General features: G+C 63.3%; 24 protein-coding genes and 1 pseudogene. 15 read left to right on the plus strand and 10 right to left on the minus strand.

Annotated features, from left to right (window positions below; genetic code table 11):
- Window positions 1-55: 55 nt before the first annotated feature.
- Together PV773_RS01145 and PV773_RS01150 are read left to right on the plus strand one after the other, a co-directional pair.
- The gene (locus tag PV773_RS01145; RefSeq protein WP_347964563.1) at window positions 56-739 is read left to right on the plus strand and encodes a GntR family transcriptional regulator; all 684 of its coding nucleotides are present in this window, start codon (window positions 56-58) and stop codon (window positions 737-739) included.
- 57 nt (window positions 740-796) lie between these two features.
- Window positions 797-928 (plus strand): annotated as a pseudogene (locus tag PV773_RS01150) (ABC transporter ATP-binding protein); the annotation flags it as partial.
- Between the two features lie 116 nt (window positions 929-1044).
- Here PV773_RS01150 and PV773_RS01155 read toward each other — a convergent pair.
- A complete protein-coding gene (locus PV773_RS01155; protein WP_347964564.1) occupies window positions 1045-2013 on the minus strand; it encodes a LysR family transcriptional regulator in 969 nt (322 codons plus the stop codon).
- On the opposite strand from PV773_RS01155, the gene PV773_RS01160 reads away from it, so the two are divergent.
- The 4 genes from PV773_RS01160 to PV773_RS01175 are packed head-to-tail and all read left to right on the plus strand — an operon-like array spanning window position 1912 to window position 4985.
- Entirely contained in the window at window positions 1912-2823 is a 912-nt protein-coding gene (locus PV773_RS01160; RefSeq protein WP_347964565.1) for an aminopeptidase P family N-terminal domain-containing protein, read from the plus strand. The genes PV773_RS01155 and PV773_RS01160 overlap by 102 nt on opposite strands.
- Window positions 2766-3035 (plus strand): M24 family metallopeptidase, encoded by a 270-nt coding sequence (locus PV773_RS01165; RefSeq protein ID WP_347964911.1) that lies wholly within the window; start codon window positions 2766-2768, stop codon window positions 3033-3035. Before PV773_RS01160 ends, PV773_RS01165 begins: the two co-directional genes overlap by 58 nt.
- A 53-nt stretch (window positions 3036-3088) precedes the next feature.
- A complete protein-coding gene (locus PV773_RS01170; RefSeq protein WP_347964566.1) occupies window positions 3089-4009 on the plus strand; it encodes an NAD(P)-dependent oxidoreductase in 921 nt (306 codons plus the stop codon).
- A gap of 49 nt (window positions 4010-4058) precedes the next feature.
- Window positions 4059-4985: an NAD(P)-dependent oxidoreductase gene (locus PV773_RS01175; protein WP_347964567.1), complete on the plus strand. Its 927-nt coding sequence runs from the start codon at window positions 4059-4061 to the stop codon at window positions 4983-4985.
- Between the two features lie 778 nt (window positions 4986-5763).
- Here PV773_RS01175 and PV773_RS01180 read toward each other — a convergent pair.
- The 8 genes from PV773_RS01180 to PV773_RS01215 all read right to left on the minus strand — a co-directional run bounded on the left by PV773_RS01180 (window position 5764) and on the right by PV773_RS01215 (window position 12434).
- Window positions 5764-6699, minus strand: coding sequence for a carbohydrate kinase family protein (locus PV773_RS01180; protein WP_347964568.1), 936 nt, complete (start codon window positions 6697-6699; stop codon window positions 5764-5766).
- Window positions 6696-7208: an ureidoglycolate lyase gene (locus tag PV773_RS01185; RefSeq protein ID WP_347964569.1), complete on the minus strand. Its 513-nt coding sequence runs from the start codon at window positions 7206-7208 to the stop codon at window positions 6696-6698. The genes PV773_RS01180 and PV773_RS01185 overlap by 4 nt, the downstream gene beginning before the upstream one ends.
- The gene (locus tag PV773_RS01190; protein WP_347964570.1) at window positions 7205-7945 is read right to left on the minus strand and encodes a BtpA/SgcQ family protein; all 741 of its coding nucleotides are present in this window, start codon (window positions 7943-7945) and stop codon (window positions 7205-7207) included. The genes PV773_RS01185 and PV773_RS01190 overlap by 4 nt, the downstream gene beginning before the upstream one ends.
- A 24-nt stretch (window positions 7946-7969) precedes the next feature.
- The gene (locus PV773_RS01195) at window positions 7970-8722 is read right to left on the minus strand and encodes a GntR family transcriptional regulator (protein ID WP_347964571.1); all 753 of its coding nucleotides are present in this window, start codon (window positions 8720-8722) and stop codon (window positions 7970-7972) included.
- A gap of 52 nt (window positions 8723-8774) precedes the next feature.
- The gene (locus tag PV773_RS01200) at window positions 8775-9632 is read right to left on the minus strand and encodes an ABC transporter substrate-binding protein (RefSeq protein WP_347964572.1); all 858 of its coding nucleotides are present in this window, start codon (window positions 9630-9632) and stop codon (window positions 8775-8777) included.
- Window positions 9633-9664: 32 nt separating this feature from the next.
- Window positions 9665-10429 carry an amino acid ABC transporter ATP-binding protein gene (locus PV773_RS01205; protein ID WP_347964573.1) on the minus strand — a complete coding sequence of 255 codons (765 nt, stop codon included), beginning with the start codon at window positions 10427-10429 and terminating at the stop codon, window positions 9665-9667.
- Entirely contained in the window at window positions 10426-11352 is a 927-nt protein-coding gene (locus PV773_RS01210) for an amino acid ABC transporter permease (RefSeq protein ID WP_347964574.1), read from the minus strand. Before PV773_RS01210 ends, PV773_RS01205 begins: the two co-directional genes overlap by 4 nt.
- A 149-nt stretch (window positions 11353-11501) precedes the next feature.
- A complete protein-coding gene (locus tag PV773_RS01215; RefSeq protein WP_347964575.1) occupies window positions 11502-12434 on the minus strand; it encodes a LysR family transcriptional regulator in 933 nt (310 codons plus the stop codon).
- Window positions 12435-12526: 92 nt separating this feature from the next.
- Here PV773_RS01215 and speB point away from each other — a divergent pair, with 92 nt between their 5' ends.
- From speB to betA, 5 genes are all read left to right on the plus strand, one after another.
- On the plus strand, window positions 12527-13504 hold the full coding sequence (gene speB, locus PV773_RS01220) for an agmatinase (RefSeq protein ID WP_347964576.1): 978 nt from the start codon (window positions 12527-12529) through the stop codon (window positions 13502-13504).
- A 56-nt stretch (window positions 13505-13560) separates the two neighbouring features.
- Window positions 13561-15069 carry an aldehyde dehydrogenase family protein gene (locus tag PV773_RS01225; RefSeq protein WP_347964577.1) on the plus strand — a complete coding sequence of 503 codons (1509 nt, stop codon included), beginning with the start codon at window positions 13561-13563 and terminating at the stop codon, window positions 15067-15069.
- 127 nt (window positions 15070-15196) lie between these two features.
- Window positions 15197-15364, plus strand: a complete 168-nt coding sequence (locus PV773_RS01230; RefSeq protein WP_347964578.1) for a hypothetical protein — start codon at window positions 15197-15199, stop codon at window positions 15362-15364.
- 1 nt (window position 15365) lies between these two features.
- Window positions 15366-16829, plus strand: coding sequence for a cytosine permease (locus PV773_RS01235; protein ID WP_347964579.1), 1464 nt, complete (start codon window positions 15366-15368; stop codon window positions 16827-16829).
- Window positions 16830-16844: 15 nt separating this feature from the next.
- Window positions 16845-18530, plus strand: a complete 1686-nt coding sequence (gene betA, locus PV773_RS01240) for a choline dehydrogenase (protein WP_347964580.1) — start codon at window positions 16845-16847, stop codon at window positions 18528-18530.
- Window positions 18531-18690: 160 nt separating this feature from the next.
- On the opposite strand, the gene PV773_RS01245 is transcribed toward betA, so the two are convergent.
- Entirely contained in the window at window positions 18691-20175 is a 1485-nt protein-coding gene (locus tag PV773_RS01245; RefSeq protein WP_347964581.1) for a PLP-dependent aminotransferase family protein, read from the minus strand.
- 222 nt (window positions 20176-20397) lie between these two features.
- On the opposite strand from PV773_RS01245, the gene PV773_RS01250 reads away from it, so the two are divergent.
- The 4 genes from PV773_RS01250 to PV773_RS01265 all read left to right on the plus strand — a co-directional run bounded on the left by PV773_RS01250 (window position 20398) and on the right by PV773_RS01265 (window position 24318).
- A complete protein-coding gene (locus PV773_RS01250; protein ID WP_347964582.1) occupies window positions 20398-21516 on the plus strand; it encodes an ABC transporter substrate-binding protein in 1119 nt (372 codons plus the stop codon).
- A 71-nt stretch (window positions 21517-21587) separates the two neighbouring features.
- Window positions 21588-22472, plus strand: a complete 885-nt coding sequence (locus PV773_RS01255; protein ID WP_347964583.1) for an ABC transporter permease subunit — start codon at window positions 21588-21590, stop codon at window positions 22470-22472.
- A complete protein-coding gene (locus PV773_RS01260) occupies window positions 22469-23257 on the plus strand; it encodes an ABC transporter permease subunit (protein ID WP_347964584.1) in 789 nt (262 codons plus the stop codon). The genes PV773_RS01255 and PV773_RS01260 overlap by 4 nt, the downstream gene beginning before the upstream one ends.
- Before the next feature lie 2 nt (window positions 23258-23259).
- The gene (locus PV773_RS01265; protein WP_347964585.1) at window positions 23260-24318 is read left to right on the plus strand and encodes an ABC transporter ATP-binding protein; all 1059 of its coding nucleotides are present in this window, start codon (window positions 23260-23262) and stop codon (window positions 24316-24318) included.
- Window positions 24319-24481: the final 163 nt, after the last annotated feature.

The raw sequence follows: 24481 nt of genomic DNA on the forward strand, positions 1-24481 counted from the left end.
AATTTCAGTTGTTATGGGCTGGCAATCTCACCATTCTGTATATATAATACGTTGTATGACTCTGGTTTCCCCATCTGACATCGCCATTCCACGCGACACGCTTCAGCAGCGCGTGGCCAACCGCTTGCGTGAATTGCTGGTGCGAGGCGGGCTGGAGCCCGGTTCAAAACTCAATGAGCGTGAGCTTTGCGAACAGCTGGGCGTGTCGCGCACGCCGTTGCGCGAGGCGATACGCCTGCTCGTCTCCGAAGGCCTGGTCGTGCTCGACCCCGGGCGCGGCGCTTTCACCCCGGAATGGTCGACGGACGATATTTCCAACACCTTTGAACTGCTGGGTGCCCTCGAGGGCCTCGCCGGAGAGCTGGCCGCGCAACGCATCACGACGGGAGAACTGGCGGAACTGACCGCGCTCCAGCACGAAATGCAGGCGGCATTCGAACGCCGCGACCTGCCGAGCTACTACCAGCTGAATGCGCGTACGCACGATCTGCTGAGTGAGGCTGCGCGCAATCCCATCCTTCGGGAAACCTGGAAACAGGTCAACGGTCGCATGCACGCTCTTCGTTTCCGTTCGAACCAGGATGAAGGCAAGTGGGTCAAGGCGCTTGATGAGCACGCCCAGATACTGGCTGCGATGAAGGCCCGGGACGGCGCTGGCGCGCGTCAGCTGCTGGAACAGCACCTGCGCCGCAAGCGAGATGCAGTCCTGAAATTGTATCGCGCAGAAACGGCGCGCTGACACGGAAATCACAGGACCCGTTCCGCAAAGGTCGACCATCGCAATAACCATCGGCGATCGCTCGTCGCGAGCGGCGCGACCTCTACGGTGATCACGTCGGCGATGCTGAAGGAAGTCTACCGGGTGGAGGCCCGCGTCGAGACTTGCTCAAGGGGCCGTGCATTGGTTGTTGTCGATCATTCGATCTGAACCTCGCGACCTGCGCTGGGGCGAACAAATTCAGCTTTCGAAGGCCCTTGGCGCGTCCGCTTTGCGCCCATCTCGGTCGTTCCAGTTCGTTCTTGCCTCCTTGAAAGGAGACATTCCTATTTTTGCCGGTCGCGCTGGAAGTCCTGGTTGCGTGAAAGCTGAGCCCTTTGGTCGGCAGCGGTTGTCTCTAGAAAATCCGCAAGCCGTCGCGCATCTTCCGATAGGGATGACTGGTCGTCACGGCACAGGTAGTATCCTCTATTGGTCCGTAGGATGTCTTTCGACAGAAGCACGAGGCGGCCGGCATTCAACTCGGATTGCAGCAGCCCGATGCTTCCCAAGGCGATCCCGTTGCCCCGGATGGCCTCGCCTATCGTCTGGGAGTAAGTGCTCAGCATTTCCGCCCGCCAGTCCTTCAGGTCTCCGACGGATAGCGCGCTGAACCAGACGCGCCAGTCGACCCAGTCAGGCGCGCCTCGGGCGTAGTTCAGGATCGGTGGGCCATCCTTGGAGCGAAGCGACGAAAACGGGGCTGTCGGATCGGCGTTCAGCTTTCGGGCAAGTTCTGGCGACGCCATCGGCGCCATCTCTTCATGCAGCAACAGTGTCGTCTGCCATCCAGGGATCACTCCGTTGCTGTAGAGGACGAGCAAGTCGTTCTTGGCCGAGAGCAGGCCGTTGGTGTTGTCGGAGGTCGTCAGGCGTGTCGGGCATGCGTCCCCGGACATGCCGAATGCCTGTAGTTGCGGCGCGAGCCAGAACATGCCGACTACAGTATTCGCCGCGATCGACAGTGGCCTTCGCGCGTTTTCGCGCAGGTTATCGAGGCCGAGGCGGAGAAATTCAAGGGCCGTGCCCACTGATTGATAAAGCTGGTCCCCGCCCTGGGTAGTTTCAAGTCGTTTGCCGTTGCGGATGAACAGTGGCTCTCCGACCCATTCCTCGAGCTGGCGTATGCGCTTGCTGACCGCAGCCTGCGAGACATGCAATTCGGTCGCGCAGCCGGTGAAGCTGCCGACGCGGTGAGCGGCTTCGAAGAAGATAAGCAGGTCCAGCGGGGGAAGGGCGGTCCGGTACTTCCTCATAACGACAGGTTATTAGAGAGGCTGAGTTTTTTCAACGTTTCCAGCGCCCATCGGCCGATGCATCTTGCCGTCACAGTGAGCTTGACGGTGATGGAAATGGCAAATCTCGATTGGCACGCCGAGCGCAGCGATCTCTCGGCCATAGCCCTCCTCGACCGTGCACCGGAGAGCGAAGGCATCGACCTCCGGCAGGTCCGAAGGTACCGCCATGGGCGCGTTCGCGAGCAGATGGCAAGGCATGGCGTCGATGCGGTGCTTCTGTCCGATCCCATCAACATTCGCTACGCCACCGGCACCCGCAACATGCAGATATTCTCGCAGCGCAACGCGCCGTCACGCTATCTGGTCATGACCCAGTCCAAATCGATCCTGTTCGAGTTCACCGGCTGCCTTCATCTTGCCGAGGGATACGAAACCGTCGACGAGGTTCGCCCATCGAAGACTGCCAGCTTCGTCGCAGCCGGTCCCGACATTGCCGATCGCGAGCGTCGCTGGGCGGCCGAGATGAACGATCTGATCGTCGAACTCGCGGGGAAGGGCGCGACGCTCGGGCTCGAGAGGCTCAACGCGGGAACGGCCATCGCCCTCAGCGAGCTTGGGCTGCGGATCGTCGATGCGCAGCGACCTGTCGAGCTGGCCCGCGCCATCAAGTCGTCCGAAGAGATGAAATGCATCAACGCCTCGCTCCGCGCGACGGAGGTCGGCGTCGGCAAGCTTCGCGATGCCGCGACTATGCGGACCGGGCCTGGGACATTCCCGAGAAATTCTATGCCAACCGCTACTATCTGTCCGCGCATGGTTGCGGCATGACCGGCGAATATCCGTATCTCTATCACCGCGGCGATTTCCCGGACGCGGGCTACGACGGCGTTATCGAGCCCGGCATGACCATCTGCGTCGAGAGCTATACCGGCGAGCAGAACGGCTCCGAGGGCGTCAAGCTCGAGCAGCAAGTGCTCATTACCGAAACCGGAAGCGAGTTGCTCTCCCGGTTCCCGTTCGAGGAAGCAATGCTTCGCTGAGAAGAGCGAAGGACAGCCGTTCAACTCCCAAATCAAACATAGCGGAACAAGAGATGACAAGCCTTCCTCGTATCGGATTCGTCGGACTTGGAAACATGGGCGGTCCCATGTGTCAGCGGCTTGTTGAAGCCGGCTATCCCGTGACAGCTTTCGACCTCAATCCCCACGCCCTCGAAAGGGTCGTGGCCATCGGTGCCTCGGCTGGCTCTTCTGCAACAGACTGCGCTGCCCAGTCCGACATCTTCCTCACCTCCCTTCCTAGGCCGGATCACGTCGAGGCCGTGATGGGCGGCGACGGCGGCGCGCTGAAGAGCCTGAAGTCGGGCAGCCTCTGGATCGACCTGACCACCAACCGTAACGAACTCGTGTTCCGTCTCGCATCGCAAGCACCAGAAGGCGTCAAGGTCGTCGACTCGCCCGTGACGGGAGCGGTGGACGGGGCGAGAAACGGCAAGCTGACGCTGTTTGCGGGCGGAGACCAGGCATCGTTCGATCGCGCCGCGCCCGTGCTCGCCCCTCTCGGAAAGGTCATCCACTGTGGTGCCCTCGGCACTGGCAACGTCGTGAAACTGGTGACCAATCAGCTGTGGTTCATCGCCGCCGCTGCGATCGGCGAAGGCTTTGCCACCGGTATCGCCAACGGCGTCGAACTTGGCACATTGTGGCACGCGATCCGGAACAGCGTTGGCGACAGCTTCGTCACCCAGCATGACGCTCCTTCGATCTTCGCTGGTCATTACGATCCATCCTTCTCGCTGGACCTGTGCCTCAAGGATCTGCGTCTCATCCAGGAATTGAATCGCAACGTGCGCGCGGCGCTACCGATGACAGTGGCGGCTGAAGGCGCGTTCGCCCTTGCCGCGAGCCGCTACGGCGCCCAGGCGGCGGAACTGCATGTCGCCAAGCGTATCGAGGATGATGCCGGCCTTTCCATGCGGCTCGAGGGCGACTGGGTGCCACCGTGGGAACAGTGAGACGGCGGCACTCAAGATCAGGATTCGGGATTTTCAAAGGGAGTTTGGCATGAAGGTCGGTTTCATTGGCCTTGGCATGATGGGCAGAAACGCCGCGCTGAATATCGCCCGCAAGGGATTCGATATGGTCGTCTATGATGTTCGCCCGGAAGCCCAGGTACCTCTGGTCGAGAAAGGCGCCAAGGCTGCCAACAGCCCGGCAGACGTGCTCAATCAGGTCGATGTCGTGGTCACCATGGTGTTCGGCCCCAAGGAAATCGAAGCTGTCGTCCGTGGCGAAAACGGCTTTCTCTCGACAGACGGCCGAGGCAAGTACTGGATCGACCTCACGACCAGCAGCCCTGATCTCATGCGTGCGCTCGGGACTGAATTCCGCGCCAAGGGTGGCGCTCCCGTCGATGCACCGGTCACGGGTTCCGTCGACTCCGCCATTCGTGGCGACATGATCATGTTCGTCGGCGGTGAGGATGCCGACATCGAACAGGTCCGTCCGGTGATCGAAGCAATGGGCGAGATACGCAAGGTCGGCAAGCACGGGAACGGCTATGTGGCCAAGCTCGTCAACAACCAGTTGTGGAAGATCCACGCTGCGGCGATAGGCGAGGCTATCGTTACCGCCAAGCTTGCCGGTCTTGAGCCGGACACGTGGTGGGCAGCCATGAAAGGGGGTGCAGCTGACAGCTTCGTGATGCAGCATGACGTTCCCTCCATCTTCGCCGGACATTACGATCCCTCGTTTCCCTTGGCGCTCTGTCTCAAGGATCTAGGCCTGATCGAGGAGTTGATGAACGAGATGGGGACGGGCAACGAACTCACGCGCGCAACGCACGATCGGTTCAGGGAAGCGGCTTCGCGCTACGGCAAGGAGGCTGGCGAGATGACCGTGTGCAAAGTGATCGAGGACGATGCAAACGTTGAGTTGCGCGTTGCCGGAGATTGGGTCGCCCCCTGGGAGATCAAGCATCCGGCTCAATAAACCGCCGTTCGCGAAGGATGGGTCAGCGTCAAGGTCTGGTTCGCTCCGCCCTCGCAAAGGAGGGGCTTTCCTGCATCCCATCCTCGACACGACAGTCATTCACGCTGAAGCTGCTGTCGAGAGGGCGCTGCAGTCCGACTGAACCGAAAACGTGCACCATCCACAGCTCGGGCGAGATCGCACCATCGTCGTGCCCGACGCCGGATGACCGGGCGGCAGTCCAGTTGAGATGGCGCTGATAGGACGCTGAAGGTGACACTCTTCTCGCATTCGACGGTTGAAATTGAGGACCCAGGTCGATTGATCCAAGGGCTCTGTACCGCTTTTGCCAATTATGCTTCGGCGCATTCCAGCCGACGTGGGCAGATCCGCTTTCCGTTCGGCTGGTGCAGGGTTGAAGCACACCTCACTACTTTGCGTATTACAGCGGGTGCAGATGACGTGGCAGACTTGGAACGCGTCGAGGCGATGGTTGTCGGTCGGCTGAGGCGTGTCGCCCGCCGTCGTCGGCGTGAGTTGATCTGGGCTTCAGGACAGAACCAAGAAGTGGCTCGTTATCCTGGTTGAAGGCCCTAGGCGTGGAACGTCATCCAGAGGCAGATTGCGTTGTTCCTCTAATCTACCCATGCGCCCGTCTATCGAAAGGAGGGGGCAGAGGCGATATTCAAGGTGCCGGCATCACTTCCGCCGTCAGCGGAATTCCAGTTCAGGCAGGGCGGCCACTGAGAAGGTCTATGTGACCTCCTGCTTGCCGCCGACATGTCCGGCTCGGGGTGCCTTATGGTCGACGGTTTTCCTCGCGCCAGGCACGCACGGTGTTCGCGCCGGCCTTGCCGCCGCGCGGGCCATGGATCGTGACCGAACGTGAGGCGGCGGCGATGGAGAAATCCAGTGCATCGGCGAAGCTCTGGCCCTGAGTCAGGCACCAGGTCAGCGCCCCGCCGAAAGTATCGCCGGCACCGGTCACGTCGACCACGCTGACGGGGTAGCCGGCTGCCTGCAGGCGTGCTTGGCCGTCCGACGCCTCGGCGCCTTCAGCCGCCAGTGTGCGCACCACCCAGCCGATCTGGTGATCGCCGATCCAATCGCCGATGCGGGAAATGTCGTCGTGACCGAAGGTGGCCCGGAAGCCGACCTGGTTGAAGATGACGACTGCTGCACCTGCAAGATAGTCCATGTCTTCGGGCGTGCAGCCGCCGACGTCCAAGTCGAAGATGGCGCGGCGCCGGTTGTGCCGCAGATCGGCGACGAGATCTGCCTGCTTGAGCAGGCCCTGTTCGGTCTGGGCGTGAAGCCGGCGGACGCGGTAGAGCGACGTGTAGAGGAAGCCGGGTTGGCGCAAGGCCGCCAAGGTCGAGGCCGCCAGCCACATCGGTTGCTCGCCCATTTCCACGGTCAGCACGACATGCTCGCCGTCGATGAGGAAGATCAGGTTGCGGGACTCCGCGATTGTGGGGTCGATCAGCATATGGTCGGCGCCGACGCCATTCTGCCTGAGGTCATCGATCAGGCGGCGCGACAAGGGGCTGTCATTGAGCAGCGAAATGAACTGGGTTTCGCCGCCGAGCGCCGCGTGCACGACGGCGGCGTTGGCGATGGAGCCGCCGATCTCGGCCGGCAGTTCCCTGACCATGCCCTTGTCGGCTCGGCCCGGCCAGCGATCGGCGGTGTAATATTCGTCGAGCGCGACGTCGCCGATGAAGAAGGTGGTCATCGCAGCTGTCCTTGCGGAGCCTGCACCTGACGCGGTCCGCCCTCGACCGGCACCCAGGGGCTCTCTCCGAGGCCGCAGATCGCCATCCAGTAGTAGGGCGCCGGGCCTGAAAGTCCCCGGCATGCGTCGTGCCAGACATTGCGGTGCATCACCACCGCCTGGCCAGGGGTGATCACGAAGGCTTCGATGTCGTCGCGGTGCGGCGCGCCGGCGACCGATGCGGGGGCTACGGCGAGAATGACCGGTTCGGCGGCGCAGAAGATCGCTTCCTCAGTTCCGGGATGCCGTTCCATTGCCGTGCAGGACCACGGCGCGCCGCCGCCGCGGGTGATGCCGAGATGCCCTGCGCCCTCGATCAGCGGCATGCGAGTGAACCCGTCACGCCAGCCGTCGCCGGCTGTCCAGATCACGGCGGCATCCGTGTCGCCCATAAGATCGTAGACCTTGCCGTAGGGTGCAAAATTCTCTTGCGTCACGGGCTGAGCGACGACTGCGTGCGGCACGCTCATGCAGCACTCCTGAGCGAACGGACGGCGCGCATCAGGCGTGCAACATGCGGCGCCTCGACGCGACCGGTATCCTTGTGGTCATGTTTGAACCAGCTGCCGACCACTGCGCCGTCAGCCGAGGCGAGCTGCTCGGCGGCATTCGCCTCGGTCAGGCCGGCGCCGATGAAGAGCGGGACGGTGCCGCCGGTGGCGGCGCGGAAGCGCGCTACCTTGTCCATGTCTGTCGGCTGCCCGGTGGCGTCTGACGTCACGACTAGACCGTCGCAGCGAGATGCACCGATGCGAACGTCCTCTTCTTCCGGACGGCCGGAAAGGACAGGCTGGTATTTGAAGCGCACGCCGCCGAGCAGCAATGCGGACACGCTTGCGCGTCTTTCTGCGAGACCCGTCGCGAAGGGGCCGTCGGCTTCCGGCGGCAGGTGGCCGGCGACGGAATCGACCTGGATGAAGGCGATCGGGTAGCGCTTTGCCAGCGCGAAGGCGCGCGCATCGTCGCGCAGCACGTTGACACCGATCTTCGCACCGAGATCGAGTCCGCACAGGCGGTCGAGCACGCGCTCGACGTCATCGGCCTCGCCGAAATAGTTCTCCACCACCAGCCCGTCGACGCCTTCACCCGCCATGATGCGGGCTTCTTCCTCGGCCTGGGCAAGCTTTGCAGCAGGGCCGTCACCGGCAAGGTGCAGCATGCCGAGGATCGGCTTTACGGTTGGGAATGTCTCACCAAGACGGCTCATGTCTTCTTCTCCTGCGCGCCGCCTTCAGGCAGGCGCGGTATCGCGTCCCCAGCGGGTGGCGAATTTCATCTGGACTGCCGGCGAGTAGACGATCGACGTGCGCTCGACCAATCGGTCGTCCGCGTCGAGCACGTCCCCGCTGGCGCAAAGGTAGCCAGGCACCTCAGGCACCGAGCCGAAAACCGCTCGCAGTCGATCGGACGGCGGCACGACGGTGAGCAGCAGTTCCGAACGCAGTGGATGGCGGTCATAATCGCGGCGCAAAACCTCGTAGAGCGATTGCGCCGCGAAATCGTAATTCTCGATACCTGGATAAAGCGCGAGGTCGAGCTGGGACGTGTCGACGTTCAGCCAGTTGATCGTCTCGCCATTGGCAAGGCCGCGGGCGCGCACCAGAAGCAGCTCGCCGTTTTCCACCCGGTGCTCCAGCACCTGCGTTACCGGTCGCAGGCCTTGCCGGCGTGCCAGTTCCGTGAAGCTGCCGAAGTTCCAGATGTTGTGGCTTATCGGTCGATGCGAGACGATCGTGCCCCGGCCTCGTGCCTGTTGAACCAGTCCTTCCGACACCAGAAGCGCCATCGCATTGCGCACCGTCGTTCGGGCGATACCGAACTGGTCGCGCAACTGGTTCTCCGAAGGAATGGCCTCCCCCTCGGAGAAATCGCCGCTCAGGATGGCGGCGCGCAACGCCCGATGGAGCTGGCGGTAGAGCTGTTCGCCCGAATAGGGATCGAGGCGAAAGCGCGACAGCCTGGCATCGGGGCGTTCGCCCGTCATTGCGGCATCTGGTGTGGAAGGTTGGGTCAAGGGCGGCTCCGGCGCGGTACCGTTACATTGTGGATCCGTTTATCTTGAACTCTTCCACGCCAGCCTCTTTCAAGCCGTGGCGGTCGAGGATCTGTGCATAAGTTCCGTCGGCCTTGAGCGCGTCGAGCGTGGCCAATACGGCGTCGCGCAATTCGCCGTTCGCCTTGGCGAAAGCGATGCCGTAGTGGTTGACGTCGCCGACCTGGCCGATCTGGTAGAACTTGCCCGGCTCCTGCTTCATCAGGTCGAGCAGGCCTTCGAGACCGATGACAGACGCCTGGGCGCGGCCCTGGCGGATCTGCATGATGTGTTCGGCCTGGGTCGGGATCTGGATGACGGTGATCAGCTTGTCTGCCGGGCAGATGGACTTGCCGAGTTCTTCGGCCCAGGTGACCCAGCTCGTGCCTGTCGCCACGGCCACCGTCTTGCCGCACAGGTCGGCCTCGGTCTTGATTTCGCCCTGATGGTCGGTGCTCGAATAGAAGACGTTGCCGGTCTTGAAGTAGTCGATGAAATCGAGCTGGGCCTGGCGTTCGACCTTGTCGGAAAACGCCGTCATGATCAGGTCCGAACGGCCGGTGACGACCTGCGGGATGAGCTGCGGAAACTCGACGTTCTGGAACTCCGCCGTCAGGCCGAGGCGTTCGGCGATGGCCTTGGCGAGATCGATGTCGAAGCCCTTCAGCTCGTTCGAGCCTGCATCGCTGTATTCCATCGGCGGGTAGGCGAGGCTGATCGTGACGTTCAACTTGCCGGCCGAACGCACGGTCTCGGGCAAGGCGGCCGCCAGCTTTTCGTCACCGGCGGCGCTTGCCGCACCCGCCAGGCTGACGAATGTGGCGGAGGCGAACCCCAGAACCATCGGTAGCATTCTCTTCATTGTCCGTACTCCCATTTGTTGGACTGAAAGGGTCAGGCGAGCACGCGGCTCAGGAACGAGCGCACGCGTGGATCTGCAGGGCTGCTGAGTACGTCGCCCGGGGCCCCGATTTCGCGGATTTCGCCGTCGATCATCACCACGACGCGGTCGGCAACCTCACGGGCAAAGCCGATCTCGTGGGTGACGACGATCATGGTGGTGCCGCCGCGGGCCAGCGTGCGCATCACCTCGAGCACCTCGCCGACCAGTTCCGGGTCGAGCGCGCTGGTAGGCTCGTCGAACAGCATGACCCGTGGCTCCATGGCGAGAGCGCGCGCGATTGCCACGCGCTGCTTCTGGCCGCCGGAAAGCTGGGAGGGATAGCTAGATGCCTTGCCGGCCATGCCGACCTGTTCCAGAAGCTCCATGGCGCGGGCCTCCGCCTCGGCGCGCTTGAGGCCGCGCACAACCATCGGCCCTTCGATGACATTGCCCAGCACCGTGCGGTGGGCGAACAGGTTGAAATGCTGGAACACCATGCCGAGCTGGCTTTGCTGGGCGCGCAGGCGCTTCACCGGCAACTCCTGGAGGGCGCCGTTGGCGTACTGGTAGCCCATGATGGCGCCGTCGACCCAGACATAGCCGCCATTGGGCGTCTCCAGATGGTTTATGCAGCGCAGGAAGGTGCTCTTCCCACTGCCGGAAGGGCCCAGGATGCAGAGAACCTCGCCATAGGCGACTTCCAGGTCGAGGCCCTTGAGGACCTCGTGTTCGCCGAAACTCTTGCGGATACCAACCGCCTTGACCGCGAGGCTCATGCCTGCCCCCCGGCGACGGCCTTGCGCGCCCAGCCCTTGAACCAGCTGCGCTGGCCGGTGGCTGCCGTAGCATCGCGGCCAAAGTGACGTTCGAGGTAATACTGGCCTATGGAGAGGACGGTGGTTCCGGCGAGATACCAGACGGCGCAGACGAACAGCAGTTCGATGACCGCGCCATTGATGAAATAGATGCGTTGCGCAGCGTTCAGCATCTCGCCCATGGCGATGGTGGCGGCGAGCGAGGAGAACTTCAGCATGCCGATGGCGCTGTTGCCGAGCACGGGCAGGATCAGCCGCAGCGTCTGCGGCAGGATGATGCGACGCATCGTCTGGCCAGGCGTCATGCCGAGCGTATGGGCTGCTTCCGTCTGGCCACGGTCAACCGAGGCGATACCGCCGCGCACCACTTCCGTCAGATAGGAGCCCTCGTTGACGCCGAGGCCGAGCACGGCGGCGACGAAAGGCGTCACCACGTCGACCATGCGTGCGTCGACGAGGCCGGGAATGTAGAGCCGCGGGAAGACCAGCGCGATGTTGAACCAGATGAGCAACTGCAGCAGAACCGGCGTCCCGCGGAACACCCAGACATAAAGCCAGGCGGCGAAACGCAGGATCGGATTTGCCGACAGCCGCATGATGCCGAAGGCGAAGCCGAGGGCCACGCCGAGCGCCAATGCCACAGCCGAGATCAGCAGCGTCCATCCGAAGCCGGTCACGATGACGCCCGCCGTCAGGAACTCTCCGACCACCGGCCATTGGATCTGCCCGACCGCAAATGCACGGCCGATGACAGCCAGCTGCAGAAGCACGATGCCGCCGCTGATCCAGCGCCCGGGATGGTGCAGGCGGCGAACAGCGACGTCACGCGGCGGCAGGTCGGCCAGCGGCAATGCGGCAGTTGAAGGTGGCGGCGATTGAGACATGACATTAAATTGTAGGGTTAGGCCTACAATTTAATATGAAGCGTTTCGAATGGAGTCAAGCCGCGTTCGCTCAGGGCCATCAGAAGGACGATGGCGCAATCATCAAAGGCCAGGGCGGCGATGTCGAAAGGCGGGGACCCGGATTGATGTCAGTGCGGCTTGCGCACCGATTCCGTGATGGTCTGCGCCAGCGTTTCGGCGGCGCGAGAAGGCTTGTTGCGCGGATAGGCTATGTGGAACATATCCTCGAAAACCATGCGGTCGGGTGCCAGCACGCGCAGGCGGCCGGTGCGGACCCATTCGTCGGCATAATGGTCGGGCAGGAAGCCGATATAGGCGCCGGAGAGCAGCAGCAGCAGCGTACCTTCCATGTGAGGTGTCGCGGCTGCCCAGGTGAAGTTCACTCCGCAGATCGTCTCGTTCAGCATGTAAGTGCGGCCGGCGAAGGGCTGGGTAGAGAGGCGATCGTCCGTAAGGTCGGCGTCGGCAACGGCAAACAGCGCATGGCCCTCGGCACAGTAGAGCTTCTGGACCTCGGAGAAGACCGGCTGGGTACGGAAATGCGGCGTGACGCTGCCGACCGACGGCATCAATACGATCTGGTAGGCCCCGTTCAGCAGGCCCTGGTGCAGCACTTGCGGCGCGGCCACGTCGATTTCGAGATGAACGCGCGGGGCAGCGCGGTGAAAGGCGGCCAGTGCCCCCTGCAGGTCGAGCTCCGTATTGGTGATCATGGCATCGACGGTGCCGAAGCTGAGGTTGCCCGTCAGTTCCCCTTGCGCCTCGCCGATGCGGCTCTGGAATTTTTCGAGCGATCCAAAGAGTTCGAGTGCTGCGTCATAGACGAGCCGCCCCTCGTCGGTGAGCAGGAAGCCGCCGCGCCCGCGGCTGCACAGGCGCAGGCTCAGCCGTTCCTCCAGGTGCCGCATATGGGTGGAGATCGTCGCCTGGGTCATGCCGAGCGCTGATTGCGCCGCGGAAAAGCCGCCATGCTGCACGACGGAGGCGAAGACACGCAGAAGCCTGAGTTCCGCATCGCCGAGCGAAAGGTTGAGGACGCGGTGGCGGACCTTGTTGATCATTCATTGATTAATGCACAAGTAAACATCCAATCATAGATACTTTTAAATGTATATGCATTTGGCACACTCCTCCGACCTTTGGAGGAGGGTACATGGCCAGCAATTCCTACGATTCCGGACGCCTGAACCTGCCGTTCGTCGGCATCTGCACGTTCGGGAAATATCCCTATCAGCCGGATTGGGACGCTATCGACGCTGACGTGGCGATCCTCGGCGCGCCCTTCGACTGCGGCACGCAATGGCGGGCCGGCACCCGCTTCGGGCCGCGCTCGATCCGCGAAGCTTCGACGCTGTTCTCCTTCGGTCACGGCGGCGCCTATGACCATGAGGACGACGTCACCTACCTGCCCAGCGGCGAGGTCTCCATCGTCGACATCGGCGACGCCGACATCGTCCACACCGACACCATGAAAAGCCACACCAACATCGAGTTCGGCGTGCGCAAGATCCTGGCAGCCGGCGCGCTGCCGGTGGTGCTGGGCGGCGATCATTCCGTCAACATTCCATGCATCAACGCCTTCTCCGACGACTGCACGAAGAACGGCCCGATCCACATCGTGCAGATCGACGCCCATCTCGACTTCGTCGACGAGCGCCACGGCGTGCGTTACGGCCACGGCAACCCGATGCGGCGCGCGGCGGAAAAGCCCTATGTCAGCGGCCTGTCGCAGCTCGGCATCCGCAACGTCTCGTCCACCGCCAAGGAGGGCTATGAGGACGCGCGCAAGATGGGCTCCGACATTCTCTCGGTCCGCCAGATCCGCGCGCTTGGAAGCGCTGCCGTTGCCGAGCGCGTGCCCGCCGACGCGCGCTATTACGTCACCATCGACATCGACGGCTTCGACCCGTCGATTGCGCCGGGCACCGGCACGCCCTCGCATGGCGGCTTCATCTATTACGAGGTGCTGGAGATCCTGGCGGCTCTGGCCAAGCGCGGCACCATCGTCGGCATCGACCTGGTCGAGGTGGCCCCCGACTACGACCATACCGGCGGCACCTCGATCCTGGCGGCACAGGTGCTGATGAACCTCATCGGCCGTGTCATGCATGCCAGGCCAAAACAACGCTGACAGAAGAACCTGGGAGAGTCGGCCGCTTGCGGCGCCTGGCTGAGGAGGAAGGACACATGGACGACAACGTCCGAAATTATCTCGACCAACATGGTGTCAGCGACGCGACGCGGCGGTTTCTGGCGAAACCGCAGAAGATGTTCATCGACGGCGCTTGGGTCGATAGCGGCAACGGCGCGACCTTCGACATTTTCGAGCCCTCGACCGGCGGTCTGGTCAGCCGCGCGCCTGCCGGCACGACGGAGGATCTCGACCGGGCCGTCCTGGCCGCCCGACGCCAGTTCGATGGCGGGGCCTGGCGCCGCCTCAAGCCGCTCGAGCGCGAGCGCCTGCTCCACCGTCTTGCCGACCTGATCGAACTGCATGCAGACGAACTGGCGGAAATCGAGGCGATCGACATGGGCAAGTCGGTGACCTTTGCCCGCGAGATCGACATCCAGGGCACTGTCGATACGTTCCGCTATTTCGCCGGCTGGCCTTCCAAGTTGCACGGGCGCACCGTCGAGCCGTCCATTCCCGGCAACTATCTCGCTTACACCCGCAAGGAGCCGCTGGGCGTAGTCGCGGCCATCGTGCCGTGGAACTTTCCGCTCCAGACAATGGCCTGGAAGCTCGCGGCAGCGCTGGCGGTCGGCTGCACCGTCATCGTCAAGCCGGCCGAACTGACTTCGCTCTCCACCCTGCGCTTTGCCGAACTGGTGCAGGAGGCCGGCATCCCCGACGGTGTCGTCAACATCGTGACCGGCCGGGGCAGCGTGATCGGCGCCGCCATGTCGACGCATCCCGGTATCGACAAGGTCACCTTTACCGGCTCGACGCCAGTCGGGCAGGAGGTCGGTCGTACCGCCGTCGGCAATCTCAAGCATGTCACGCTGGAACTCGGCGGCAAGTCGCCGGTGCTTGTTCTCGACGATGCCGACCTCGCCAGCGCGGCCCAGGCGGTGGTGAACGGCGTGTTCTTCAATTCAGGTCAGGTCTGCGACGCAGGCACGCGCGTCTACGTCCAGCGTTCGGTGCACGACGCTTTCCTTGACGAACTGGTCGCAGTCACCAAGGCGCTCAAGATAGCGCCTGGCCTAGACCGCGATTGCTACATCGGCCCACTGGTATCGGCGCAGCAGAAGAAGGTCGTCTCATCCTACATCGAGGCCGGCCGCCGGGAAGGCGCCGAGCTGATCCATGGCGGCACAAGCCTCGACCGGCCAGGCCACTTCATCGAGCCGGCCATCTTCGCACACTGCAAGCCTGAAATGACGATCGTGCGCGAGGAGATCTTCGGCCCCGTATTGGTGACCGACGCCTTCGATGATCTCGACGATGCGGTTGCGCTGGCCAATGACACGCCGTTCGGCCTGGCGGCCGCGGTCTACTCGAACGACCTGTCGCGGGTGCACGGGCTGATCCCGCGTCTGCAGGCGGGTTCGATCTACGTCAATGCCCACAGCACGATCGATCCTTCCATGCCCTTCGGCGGGTTCAAGGCCTCGGGCTTTGGCAAGGATCTGGGACCCGAGCAGCTCGACTACCTGATGGAGACGAAGGCCGTGTGGATCACGCTGCCATGAGGCTGGGCGCCCGATGAGCAATTCTCCGGCCGTCGCCCATGGGCGGCCGGTTGGCAGGATCCGCGGCTGATGGAGCCGCATGCATCGCGGACAGACGCCGAAGGCGCGACGCGAAAGGGGAACGACGATGGAAACCGACATCGCCTGGCAGAAAGAACTCGAGCGGCGCGCCCGCATCTATGAGGATATCGAGGCTGGCGGCCGTTTCGAGGGCGTGATGACCACGCTCGATTACGCCGGAATGACCGTTCTGACGCTCGTTCTGGTCGCCGGATTCTGGATCTGGGGGGCGTGAGATGACCGACCACGTCGCCAATGCGGGATTTGCGGCTGCTGCCGCCGAACGTCAGGAGGCCGCCCGCAATCGCGAGGCCGCGGAACGCGGCGACGCGCCGCTGCTGCCGTCCGAAAGGCTCTGGGGCTTCTGGGAGTTCACCTACGCCAACTCCGCACTCGCCATCGCTACCTGGGCCTTCCTGATCGGGGGGGCCATCGGCCTCTTTGTCGGGCCGAAGGAAGGCATAGCCGCCATCGTCATCGGCAACGTCGTCGGTGTCGTGCTGACGGCGCTTGCCACCACACCCCTTTCCGGGCGCTATGGCATCGAACAGTTCGTCGCGCTGCGCAGCCAGTTCGGCTATAACGGCAGTCGCGTCGTTTACGTACTTGCCGTCGTCGTGCTCACCATGGGCTGGCTTGCCGTGCTCGCCATGATGTTCGGCCGCTCGATCGATGGTCTCGCGGCGCTGAGCGCAGGTGAGGCGGCCAGTCCGACCGGCATCAAGATGGTCATCGCCGCCGTTGGCGCGATCCTCGTCACCTGGTTCATCGTCGCCAAGGGACCGACTTCGATCAAGTTCTTCAACATGGTCGTCTCGCCCGCGCTGGTGATCCTGATGATCGTGATGCTCTACCTCATCCTGCAGAACCGTTCCTTTGCCGAACTCCTGGCGATGCCGGCGCTTGCCCCGCCTTTCGAGGACGACACGCTAAACTTCATCATTGCCGTCGAGGTCAATCTTGCCGCTGGTTTCTCCTGGTGGCCCTACATCGGCAACCTCGCGCGTCTCACCAAGAACGAGCGCACCGCCTTCTGGCCGAACATCCTCGGCATCTTCGGCGCTGCCGCGCTCGGCGAGATCGTCGGCCTGCTCGCCGCCGTGGCCCTTGGCGAAAGCGACCCGACGATCTGGATGACCAAGATCGCTGGCCCGATGATCGGCATCATCGCGCTGCTCTTTGTTGCCTTCGCCAACATGACCTCGATGGCGAACATCCTCTACACCTCCATCGTCGGTCTCAGGCAGGTGGGAACGGCGTCGGTTCGAGCCATTTCCTGGGGCACGATCCTCTTCCTGTTCTGCCTCATCCCGCTTGGCCTCGTGATCTTCTATCCGCAGATGTATGACGGCTTCTTCATCTTCCTCGTCTGGACGTCGGCGCTCAATTCCGCGCTCGCCGGCATCGGCATCGCCGATTACTTCTTCCTGCGCGGCCAGAAGCTGGACATGCGCAGCCTGCATGGCCCGCAGGAAAACGGCCCCTATCGTTTCTGGGCGGGTTTCAACCCGATCGGGCTCGCAGCACTTGCCGTCGGCTTCATCGTCTATGTGATGATCTTCAACCCGCAGACGCTCGCGAGCGTGCCGGCCTTCAAGTACCTGACCGCCTCCGTGCCCTCCTGTCTTGCAGCAGGCGCGGTCCACTATGTCCTGACCCGGCTCTTCGCCCGCGGGCGCGGCTGGGGCCTCTACCCGTAAACTCCGGATACCGCCATGACCGAGACCTATGACTACATCATCATCGGCGCCGGATCAGCCGGCTGTGTGCTCGCCAACCGCCTTTCCGAGGACCCGACGACAAAGGTCCTGGTCCTCGAATATGGCGGCAGCGACAAGTCGATCTTCATCCAGATGCCGACGGCGTTGTCCATCCCGATGAACGGCACCAAGTACAACTGGAAATACATGACCCTGCCGGAGCCGGGTCTCGATGGTCGTCGGGTCCATTGCCCGCGCGGAAAGGTCATTGGCGGTTCCTCCTCGATCAATGGGCTCGTCTATATGCGCGGCCATGCCCGCGATTTCGACGAGTGGGAGGAACTGGGCGCGCGAGGCTGGCGCTATGCCAACTGCCTGCCCTATTTCCAGCGCGCCGAAAGCTGGCGGGACGGGGGCGACGCCTATCGCGGTGCCGCCGGCCCACTTGCCACCAATGCCGGCAACAAGATGCAGAACCCGCTTTACAAGGCCTTCGTCGATGCCGGCCACGAGGCGGGCTACATCACGACGGAAGATCCGAATGGCCATATGCAGGAAGGTTTCGGCCCGATGCACATGACCGTCAAGGACGGTGTGCGCTGGTCGACCGCCAATGCCTATCTGAAGCCGGCGATGAACCGGCCGAACCTCAGCGTCGTCACCCATGCCATGACGCGGCGCGTGCTGCTCGAAGGCAAGCGCGCCGTCGGCGTCGAGTATGAACTCGGCGGCGAACGCGTCGTGGCCAAGGCGAGCCGAGAGGTGCTTGTTTCCTCCGGCCCGATCGGCTCGCCGCATCTTTTGCAACGCTCCGGCATCGGCCCGGCGTCGGTGCTGCGGCAGGCGGGTGTCGAGGTGCTGCACGATCTGCCCGGCGTCGGCGAAAACCTCCAGGACCATTCCGAGGTCTATATTCAGTACGCCTGCAAGGAGCCGATCACCCTCAACGGCAAGATGGGGCTCCTGAGCCGCGCCCTGATCGGCGCCGAATGGCTGCTGTTCAAGAAGGGGCTTTCGGTCTCCAATCATTTCGAGAGTGGCGGTTTCATTCGTTCCGATGCATCGCTCGAATGGCCCGATATCCAGTTTCACTTCCTGCCCGCGGCCATGCGCTATGACGGCAAGAAGCCGCTCGATGGCCATGGCTTCATGGTGCTGACCGGGCCGAACAAGCCGAAGAGCCGTGGTCATGTGCGTCTGCGTTCGCCTGAGGCGCATGAGCAGCCGGACATCCTGTTCAACTATCTCAATCGCGAGGAGGACCGCGAAGGATTTCGGCGCTGCCTGCGGCTCACCCGTGAAATCATCGCTCAACCGGCTTTCGACCGCTTTCGCGGTGAGGAAATCGCGCCTGGTGCGAACGTGCGCACCGATGACGAGATCGACGCCTGGGTGCGCGAGACCATGGAAAGCACCTACCACCCGTGCGGATCCTGTCGCATGGGTGAGGACACGATGGCGGTGGTGGACAGCGACCTCAAAGTGCGCGGCCTCGAAGGGCTGCGTGTCGTCGACAGCTCTGTCTTTCCCGCCGAACCGAACGCTAACCTCAACGCGCCGACAATAATGCTGGCAGAGCGCGCATCCGACATTGTGCGCGGCAAGCCGTTGCTCGCCGCCTCGAATGCTGCCGTGGGTGTCGCTCCGGGTGTCGGCGTCTCGCAACGCAGCGGCACCCCGGTGCGTGCGGCGCGGTTCTAGCGGAGGTGCCGATGTTGCGGGCGATCGGCCACATCGTGGCCAAGCGAGATCACGGGGACCCTGAAGTGCCTCAGGATTGGCCGCCTTTCATTGAGGCCCTGTCCCGTCGCCTGATTGCGCGTCTCAGGGGTGGGCCTCGCCCGGCGACGCACGGGCAGCCTCACGAGCGGGAAAGCGCCTCGGCAAAGCGGGCGAGATAGGGCCTCATCCGCTCGGTCGGCACGCCCGCATAGCCGAGGATGAGCGCGCTGGGCCGCGGTGTCGCCACAGTATAGTCCGAGAGCGGGTAGCATTGTAGGCCCGCCTCCAACACATCTTGTCGTACCGCGCGGTCGTCGCGCCCGTCCGTCAGCCAGGCGAGCGCGTTGAGCCCGCTTTCGGAACAGTCGATGTTGGCAAGCCCGGCGAGTGCGACCTTTCCCGCGTCGATGAAGGCCTCGCGGCGCTCGGCATATAGGCCGCGCATGCGACGCAGATGGCTGGCAAAGTGCCCTCCGCCGATGAATTCGGCCAATACGAGTTGGGTCTCCACCGGCACGCTGCGATTGATCAGTCCGGAGAGATTGCGGAAGGTGCCCACGAGCTGCGGCGGGAGAACGAGGTAGCCGACGCGTACGCCTGGATAGAGTGCCTTGCTGAAACTGCCGGCATAGATGACCCTGTCATGACTATCGATGGAGCGTATGGATGGCAGCGGTGCGCCGTCATAACGGAATTCGCTGTCGTAGTCGTCCTCGAGAATCCAGGCGTCGTTGGCTCGCGCCCATTCGAGAAGAGCAAGCCGGCGTGGCAGCGAAAGCGTCACGCCGAGGGGATGGTGCCGGGATGGCATGACGAATGCGAGCCGGGCGCCGGGATAGCGCGCTGCCGCTCCGGCGACATCCATCCCGTCGCCATCCACATCGGTGAGGCAGAGGCGAAAGCCGAGCGTGTGGAAGAGATTGTAAGTAGTCACCGGACCGGGATCCTCGAACCAGATGCCGTCGCCGGGATCTGCGAGCGCGAGCACCGCGAGCGTGAAGGCTGCGTGCCCGCCAGGCGTGATGACGATCTGCTCGGGATCGCAGGGGTCATGCCGGTGTACGGCGAGATATTCGGCAATCCGCTGGCGCAGGATGAGTTCGCCGCCAAGGTCGCCGTAGCCAAGGGCCGCGACCTTGCCGCCGCGCGTCACCGAATTCCAGCATTTGCGCCAGAGGGCAAAGGGAAAGCGATCGATCGCCGGCCGGTTAGGCAGGAAGGGCATTGGCTCGAACTGGCCGATATCGGCCGACATCTGCCGAGAGAGATCCCCGATCCGCGACAGCCGGGGTGGAGGCATGTCCGGTACATTCGCCAAGGATTTCTGCCAGCGTGGTATTGCTGCCGGCCTCGGCAGGGCGGCCGAGACGAAGGTGCCCGCACCCTGCCGCGCCTCGAGATATCCTTCCGCCTTGAGGTTCTCCAGCACCCGCACCAGCGTCTGGCGTGACAGGCCCACTTCTTCGCAAAGGATGCGGCTTGCCGGCAGGCGTGTACCTGGGCGCAGATGGCCCTTGAGGATCGCCTGGCGCAGCTGGTCCTGCACCTGGCGGAATTTCGGAACGGCGGCCGCGGCATCCAAGCGAAGGAACGGCAGGATCGGGCCTTCGAGTTGCTTGGCCAAGACGCGTCTCCAGAATTGGTACAGTCGAATGAACAATAATGGACATTCTAATGTTGTCCAATTGTTACATGCTCTGCCTACACGAAACGCACCGATGCAGCCCCTTTGATGCAGACAGAGTGCAGGGGAACCGGAATGCACGGCCGCACCTGCGGCCGATTGCTGATGCCGACTGACAGCCAATGACCACCAACCGTCGCAGACGGTGAACAGGAGGAATTCATGAAGAAACGTCTATCCGATGTCGCCCGCTCGGCTTTCGTCTCCACGCTCGCCATTGCTGCCGCGCTGCCAGGCCTTGCCCGGGCGGAGGCTCCGCAGGAGCTTGTCGATGCCGCCAAGAAGGAAGGCATGCTGACGGTCATCGCCCTGCCGCATGACTGGTGCAACTATGGTGAAGTGATAGAAGGCTTCAAGGCGAAGTATTCTGGCATCGCAGTCAACGAACTGAACCCCGACGCTGGCACGGCCGACGAGTTGGAAGCCATCCGCTCCAACAAGGGCAATACCGGCTCGCAAGCGCCCGATGTCGTCGATCTCGGCCTCGCCTTTGCACCGGCGGCCACGAAAGAAGGCTTGCTCCAGCCCTACAAGGTGGCCACTTGGGACGAAATCCCGGACAACATTAAGGACGCGGACGGCTACTGGTACGGCGACTACTATGGCGTCATGGCTTTCGGCATCAACAAGGACTTGGTCCAGACCGCCCCGGCCGATTGGTCGGACCTCGCCAAGCCGGAATATTCCGGCTCCGTCGCGCTTACCGGCGACCCGCGTTCCTCGGCACAGGCAATCCTGGCACTGATGTCGGCCGGCATTTCGCGCGGTGCCGAGCCCGGCGCGGAGTCCGGCAAGAAAGGCCTCGAACTGTTCGCGCAACTGAACCAGGCCGGCAACTTCGTGCCCGTCCTCGCCAAGGCCGGCACCATCGCTCAGGGGCAGACGCCGATCGTCGCCGCCTGGGACTACAACCTGCTCGCCTGGCGCGATGCCCTCAACGGCAACCCGCCCATGGATGTCATCGTGCCTGCAACCGGCGTGGTCGCGGGCGTCTACGTGCAGGCGATCTCGGCCTATGCGCCGCATCCGAACGCTGCGAAGCTGTGGATGGAATACCTCTATTCCGACGAGGGTCAGACCGGCTGGCTGAAGGGTTACTGCCACCCGGCGCGTTTCAATGCCATGCTGAAGGCCAACAAATTCCCGCAGGATCTGCTGGACAAGCTGCCGCCGACCGAAGCTTATGAAAAGGCGATTTTCCCGACCATCGAAGCACTCGACGCCAACAAGAGCGCCATCGTCGAAAGTTGGGACAAGGTGGTTGGCGCCAACGTGAAATAGGCCGCGCGTCGAGCACGGAGGCCTCGCCTGTCGCGGGGTCTCCGGCCGCAGTGCCCTCAGGAAACAATCCGATGACGACTAGCGCCGCTTCCCTGCCGGCGGCCTTTCGGCCGCGGCAGCTTCTCAATTGGGTCGGGGTCGCCCCGTTCTTCCTCTTTGCCACTCTGTTCCTGCTCCTGCCGACGCTCAACATCGTCATCGGCGCCTTCCGCAATGCTCAAGGCGAGGCGACGCTGGAAAATCTTGGCAAGCTTTTCTCGCCGTCGATCGGCGCGGCCTTCTGGATCTCGATGGAACTCAGCTTCCTGACGGCGGTGCTCGGTTGCTTCTTCGGTTTCCTCATCGCTGCCGCGATCACGCTTGGCGGCCTGCCGCGTGCCTTGCGCAATGGCATCATCACCTTTTCGGGTGTCGCCTCGAACTTTGCCGGAGTGCCGCTCGCCTTCGCCTTCATCGCCACGCTCGGACGGCTGGGCTTCGTGACGATGCTGCTGCGCAACTGGTTCGGCATCAATCTCTACGGCTCCGGTTTCAGCATCGTCTCATTCCTCGGCCTCGCGCTCACCTATCTCTATTTCCAGATCCCGCTGATGGTGCTGATCATCACGCCAGCGCTGGAAGGGCTCCGGCGCGAATGGCGCGAGGCCGCCGAAAGCCTGGGGGCGAGTGGCTTGCAATATTGGCGGCTGGTTGCGCTCCCGGTGCTGTGGCCTTCGCTGCTCGGCACACTGGCGCTGCTCTTTGCCAATGCTTTCGGGGCCGTCGCCACCGCCATCGCGCTGACCGGCTCCTCGCTTTCCATCGCGCCCATCGTGCTTTTCGCGCAGATTCGTGGCGACGTGCTCAACGATCCGCATCTCGGCTATGCCATCGCCTTCGGCATGATCCTGCTGACCGCCATCGCCAACGGCATCTACATCCTCCTGCGGATGCGCGCCGAACGGTGGCTCAAATGACGGGAAAACGTTTCTGGTCCCTGTTGGCCGTCACGCTCGGCGGGCTCTATTTCCTGCTGCCGCTTGCCGGCATGGTCGACTTCTCGATGCGCATGAAGCGTGGCGAATACAGCTTCGAAGCCTACCGCATTGTGCTTGCCGATCCGCAGTTCCAGCAGACCTTCCTCTACTCGGTCGTGCTGGCCCTGCTCACCATCGTGTTAGGGATCCTCCTCGTCGTGCCGGCCGCCTATTTCGTGCGGCTGCGGCTTCCCGGCCTTAGGCCCGTCGTCGAGTTCATCACGCTGTTGCCGCTGGTCATCCCGCCCATCGTCATCGCCTTCGGCTACATCCGCATCTACAACACCTCCTCGTTCCTGCCGCTGACGGGAACCCGGTCGGGCACCAATCTCCTGCTGCTGTTCGGATATGCGACGCTGGCGCTGCCCTACATGTACCGCTCGGTGGATACGGGCCTGCGCACCATCGACATCGCCAGCCTCACCGAGGCGGCGCAGTCGCTCGGGGCCGGCTGGGTGCGATTGTTTGCCGTCGTCATCCTGCCGAACGTCTTTGTCTCGGTGCTGTCGGGTGCCTTCCTGACCTTCGCCATCGTCATCGGCGAGTATGTCTTCGCCGCCCTTCTCAACGTCAACGCCTTCGGTCCCTACATGGTCTGGATGGGCAGCAACCGGGCCTATGAGCCCTCGGCGCTCGCCGTCGTCGCCTTCGCCATCACCTGGGCCTGCATCGGGCTGATCCAGCTTTTCACCCGCTTTTCCAAGTTTTCCACTGCAAGGCGCTGACCATGGCCTTTCTCGACATTCAGCATCTGGAAAAGTCCTTTGGCACGCTGTGCGTCGTCAAGGATTTCAATCTCGGCATCGAAAGGGGAGAGTTCGTCTCCTTTCTTGGCCCGTCCGGCTGCGGCAAGACGACGGTTCTGCGCATGGTGGCGGGTTTCGAGACCCCCACATCAGGCGCGATCCGCATCGACGGGGTCGATATCGCTGGCCTTCCTGCCAACCGACGCAAGATCGGTATGGTGTTCCAGGCCTATGCGCTGTTCCCGAACCTGACAGTCGCCGACAACATCGGATTCGGCCTCAAGGTGGCCGGAGAGGGCAAGGCGGAAATCGGCCGACGCGTCGCGGAAATGCTGGAACTGATCGGCCTGCAGCAGTTTGGCAGCCGCTATCCCTTCCAGCTGTCCGGCGGCCAGCAACAGCGCGTCGCACTTGCGCGCGCGCTTGCCCCGCGTCCGCAGGTGCTGCTGCTCGATGAACCGCTCTCGGCGCTCGATGCAAAAATCCGTGTCAGCTTGCGTGAGGAAATTCGTCGCATCCAGCGCGGCCTCGGCATCACAACCATCTTCGTGACCCATGACCAGGAGGAGGCGCTCTCCATATCGGATCGCATCGTGGTCATGCATCAGGGCGTTGCCGACCAGGTCGGCACGCCGTTCGAGATCTATAACCGCCCGGCTACGCGTTTTGTGGCGGAGTTCGTCGGCACGCTGAATCTGGTCGATGCCGATGTGGTCGAGGCCGCCAAAGGTCGGGTGCGGCTGGGCGAGGTGCTGGTGGCGCTGAACCGGCCCCTGTCTGCCCGGGCCGGCGAGCGCATCAGCCTCGCGCTCCGGCCGGAGACGGCGGTGCTCGGGCGCGGAGAGGGGCACGATGTCGTGCTTTCCGGCCGCATTGCCGAGGTGCATTTCCTTGGCTCGGTGATCCGCATCCGTGTGGCGATTGGAGGCCAGACCGTCTCCCTGGACACGTTCAACCAGCCCGACAGGCCGCCGCCGGCCGTCGGGACGCCCGTCGAGGTCAGCATTTCAGAGCGCGACCTGCTGGTGCTGGCGGCTTGAAGGAGGGCGCGCAACCCGAACTTACGGAGGAACCGGCACTGTGATGGACACTCCATGGGGCATCGAACCGCGGCCCGACTGGCGGGCAAGGCTGGCCGCACTTTCACCGGCAAGCCGCGCCCGGCTTGCCGAGCGAGCACGCACCGCGCGGCTTTTCGCCCAT

This window comes from Mesorhizobium sp. CC13, assembly GCF_039907765.1.
Lineage (GTDB): Bacteria > Pseudomonadota > Alphaproteobacteria > Rhizobiales > Rhizobiaceae > Aminobacter.

Coding starts and splice junctions, on each gene's coding strand:
- PV773_RS01145 (WP_347964563.1), top strand. CDS start 56: ATGACTCTGGTTTCCCCATCTGACATCGCCATTCCACGCGACACGCTT.
- PV773_RS01160 (WP_347964565.1), top strand. CDS start 1,912: ATGCAATTCGGTCGCGCAGCCGGTGAAGCTGCCGACGCGGTGAGCGGC.
- PV773_RS01155 (WP_347964564.1), bottom strand. CDS start 2,013: ATGAGGAAGTACCGGACCGCCCTTCCCCCGCTGGACCTGCTTATCTTC.
- PV773_RS01170 (WP_347964566.1), top strand. CDS start 3,089: ATGACAAGCCTTCCTCGTATCGGATTCGTCGGACTTGGAAACATGGGC.
- PV773_RS01175 (WP_347964567.1), top strand. CDS start 4,059: ATGAAGGTCGGTTTCATTGGCCTTGGCATGATGGGCAGAAACGCCGCG.
- PV773_RS01180 (WP_347964568.1), bottom strand. CDS start 6,699: ATGACCACCTTCTTCATCGGCGACGTCGCGCTCGACGAATATTACACC.
- PV773_RS01185 (WP_347964569.1), bottom strand. CDS start 7,208: ATGAGCGTGCCGCACGCAGTCGTCGCTCAGCCCGTGACGCAAGAGAAT.
- PV773_RS01190 (WP_347964570.1), bottom strand. CDS start 7,945: ATGAGCCGTCTTGGTGAGACATTCCCAACCGTAAAGCCGATCCTCGGC.
- PV773_RS01195 (WP_347964571.1), bottom strand. CDS start 8,722: ATGACGGGCGAACGCCCCGATGCCAGGCTGTCGCGCTTTCGCCTCGAT.
- PV773_RS01200 (WP_347964572.1), bottom strand. CDS start 9,632: ATGAAGAGAATGCTACCGATGGTTCTGGGGTTCGCCTCCGCCACATTC.
- PV773_RS01205 (WP_347964573.1), bottom strand. CDS start 10,429: ATGAGCCTCGCGGTCAAGGCGGTTGGTATCCGCAAGAGTTTCGGCGAA.
- PV773_RS01210 (WP_347964574.1), bottom strand. CDS start 11,352: ATGTCTCAATCGCCGCCACCTTCAACTGCCGCATTGCCGCTGGCCGAC.
- PV773_RS01215 (WP_347964575.1), bottom strand. CDS start 12,434: ATGATCAACAAGGTCCGCCACCGCGTCCTCAACCTTTCGCTCGGCGAT.
- speB (WP_347964576.1), top strand. CDS start 12,527: ATGGCCAGCAATTCCTACGATTCCGGACGCCTGAACCTGCCGTTCGTC.
- PV773_RS01225 (WP_347964577.1), top strand. CDS start 13,561: ATGGACGACAACGTCCGAAATTATCTCGACCAACATGGTGTCAGCGAC.
- PV773_RS01230 (WP_347964578.1), top strand. CDS start 15,197: ATGGAAACCGACATCGCCTGGCAGAAAGAACTCGAGCGGCGCGCCCGC.
- PV773_RS01235 (WP_347964579.1), top strand. CDS start 15,366: ATGACCGACCACGTCGCCAATGCGGGATTTGCGGCTGCTGCCGCCGAA.
- betA (WP_347964580.1), top strand. CDS start 16,845: ATGACCGAGACCTATGACTACATCATCATCGGCGCCGGATCAGCCGGC.
- PV773_RS01250 (WP_347964582.1), top strand. CDS start 20,398: ATGAAGAAACGTCTATCCGATGTCGCCCGCTCGGCTTTCGTCTCCACG.
- PV773_RS01255 (WP_347964583.1), top strand. CDS start 21,588: ATGACGACTAGCGCCGCTTCCCTGCCGGCGGCCTTTCGGCCGCGGCAG.
- PV773_RS01260 (WP_347964584.1), top strand. CDS start 22,469: ATGACGGGAAAACGTTTCTGGTCCCTGTTGGCCGTCACGCTCGGCGGG.
- PV773_RS01265 (WP_347964585.1), top strand. CDS start 23,260: ATGGCCTTTCTCGACATTCAGCATCTGGAAAAGTCCTTTGGCACGCTG.